The organism is Xenorhabdus eapokensis, assembly GCF_001908105.1.
This window is the reverse complement of the sequence record NZ_MKGQ01000004.1, coordinates 192,078-195,234: the sequence shown is the minus strand read 5'-3', so window position 1 is coordinate 195,234 and position 3,157 is coordinate 192,078. Positions and strand designations below refer to the sequence as shown.

General features: G+C 53.2%; 1 rRNA gene. It reads left to right on the top strand.

From position 1 onward, the window contains the following. Positions 1–112: 112 nt before the first annotated feature. Positions 113–3,023 (top strand): 23S ribosomal RNA (locus Xedl_RS40655). The last annotated feature ends 134 nt before the right edge of the window (positions 3,024–3,157 follow it).

The window sequence follows — 3,157 nt, the reverse complement described above, 5'->3', positions numbered from 1 at the left end:
TGCTCTTTAACAATCTGGAACAAGCTGAAAATTTGAAACAATCGATGTTGTTGAACGATAACATTGATGAGTCTCTCAAAAACTCCAGTCCGAAGACACCTTCGGGTTGTGAGGTTAAGCGACTAAGCGTACACGGTGGATGCCTAGGCAGTCAGAGGCGATGAAGGACGTGCTAATCTGCGAAAAGCGCCGGTGAGCTGATATGAAGCGTTATCAGCCGGCGATGTCCGAATGGGGAAACCCAGTGCAATCCGTTGCACTATCCTTATCTGAATTCATAGGGTAAGGAGGCGAACCGGGGGAACTGAAACATCTCAGTACCCCGAGGAAAAGAAATCAACCGAGATTCCCCCAGTAGCGGCGAGCGAACGGGGAGGAGCCCAGAGCCATCAGCGATAGCAGTGTCAGGAGAACGGTCTGGAAAGGCCGGCAGTAAAGGGTGAGAGCCCCGTATCCGAAGACACTGGTATTGTGAGCTCGAAGAGTAGGGCGGGACACGTGGTATCCTGTCTGAATATGGGGGGACCATCCTCCAAGGCTAAATACTCCTGACTGACCGATAGTGAACCAGTACCGTGAGGGAAAGGCGAAAAGAACCCCGGCGAGGGGAGTGAAAAAGAACCTGAAACCGTGTACGTACAAGCAGTGGGAGCCTTGATTTATCAGGGTGACTGCGTACCTTTTGTATAATGGGTCAGCGACTTATATTCTGTAGCAAGGTTAACCGCATAGGGGAGCCGCAGGGAAACCGAGTCTTAACTGGGCGTTAAGTTGCAGGGTATAGACCCGAAACCCGGTGATCTAGCCATGGGCAGGTTGAAGGTTGGGTAACACTAACTGGAGGACCGAACCGACTAATGTTGAAAAATTAGCGGATGACTTGTGGCTGGGGGTGAAAGGCCAATCAAACCGGGAGATAGCTGGTTCTCCCCGAAAGCTATTTAGGTAGCGCCTCGTGAATTCATCTTCGGGGGTAGAGCACTGTTTCGGCTAGGGGGTCATCCCGACTTACCAACCCGATGCAAACTGCGAATACCGAAGAATGTTATCACGGGAGACACACGGCGGGTGCTAACGTCCGTCGTGAAGAGGGAAACAACCCAGACCGCCAGCTAAGGTCCCCAAGTCATGGTTAAGTGGGAAACGAAGTGGGAAGGCTCAGACAGCCAGGATGTTGGCTTAGAAGCAGCCATCATTTAAAGAAAGCGTAATAGCTCACTGGTCGAGTCGGCCTGCGCGGAAGATGTAACGGGGCTAAACCATGCACCGAAGCTGCGGCAGCGACATTTAGGTGTTGTTGGGTAGGGGAGCGTTCTGTAAGCCGGCGAAGGTGAACTGTGAGGTTTGCTGGAGGTATCAGAAGTGCGAATGCTGACATAAGTAACGATAAAGCGGGTGAAAAACCCGCTCGCCGGAAGACCAAGGGTTCCTGTCCAACGTTAATCGGGGCAGGGTGAGTCGACCCCTAAGGCGAGGCTGAAAAGCGTAGTCGATGGGAAACAGGTTAATAGTCCTGTACTCGGTGTTACTGCGAAGGGGGGACGGAGAAGGCTATGTCATCCGGGCGACGGTCGTCCCGGTTTAAGCGTGTAGGCTGGCATCCCAGGGAAATCCGGGGTGCTTTAAGGCTGAGGCGTGATGACGAGGCACTACGGTGCTGAAGTGACAGATGCCCTGCTTCCAGGAAAAGCCTCTAAGCCTCAGGTAACATTGAATCGTACCCCAAACCGACACAGGTGGTCAGGTAGAGAATACTCAGGCGCTTGAGAGAACTCGGGTGAAGGAACTAGGCAAAATGGTGCCGTAACTTCGGGAGAAGGCACGCTGGCGTCAGGTGAAGGGACTTGCTCCCGGAGCCGAGGCCAGTCGCAGATACCAGCTGGCTGCAACTGTTTAATAAAAACACAGCACTGTGCAAACACGAAAGTGGACGTATACGGTGTGACGCCTGCCCGGTGCTGGAAGGTTAATTGATGGGGTTAGCCGCAAGGCGACGCTCTTGATCGAAGCCCCAGTAAACGGCGGCCGTAACTATAACGGTCCTAAGGTAGCGAAATTCCTTGTCGGGTAAGTTCCGACCTGCACGAATGGCGTAATGATGGCCAGGCTGTCTCCACCCGAGACTCAGTGAAATTGAACTCGCTGTGAAGATGCAGTGTACCCGCGGCAAGACGGAAAGACCCCGTGAACCTTTACTATAGCTTGACACTGAACCTTGAGCCTTGATGTGTAGGATAGGTGGGAGGCTGTGAAGTGTGGACGCCAGTCTGCATGGAGCCATCCTTGAAATACCACCCTTGAATGTTTGATGTTCTAACGTAGGCCCGTTATCCGGGTTGCGGACAGTGTCTGGTGGGTAGTTTGACTGGGGCGGTCTCCTCCCAAAGAGTAACGGAGGAGCACGAAGGTTAGCTAATCACGGTCGGACATCGTGAGGTTAGTGCAAAGGCATAAGCTAGCTTGACTGCGAGAGTGACGGCTCGAGCAGGTACGAAAGTAGGTCTTAGTGATCCGGTGGTTCTGAATGGAAGGGCCATCGCTCAACGGATAAAAGGTACTCCGGGGATAACAGGCTGATACCGCCCAAGAGTTCATATCGACGGCGGTGTTTGGCACCTCGATGTCGGCTCATCACATCCTGGGGCTGAAGTAGGTCCCAAGGGTATGGCTGTTCGCCATTTAAAGTGGTACGCGAGCTGGGTTTAGAACGTCGTGAGACAGTTCGGTCCCTATCTGCCGTGGGCGTTGGAAGATTGCAAGGGGCTGCTCCTAGTACGAGAGGACCGGAGTGGACGCACCACTGGTGTTCGGGTTGTCATGCCAATGGCACTGCCCGGTAGCTAAGTGCGGAAGAGATAACCGCTGAAAGCATCTAAGCGGGAAACTTGCCTTAAGATGAGTCTTCCCTTACTCCTTAGAGGGTACTGAAGGAGCGTTCGAGACGAGGACGTAGATAGGCTGGGTGTGTAAGCGTTGCGAGACGTTGAGCTAACCAGTACTAATGAACCGTGCGGCTTAACCTGACAACACCGAAGGTGTTTTGGGCATGAGAGAAGAGAAAGTTTCAGAGAGAGAAAACAGCTTGTTCGGGATTGAAAACAGGATTTGTCTGGCGGCAAGAGCGCGGTGGTCCCACCTGACCCCATGCCGAACTCAG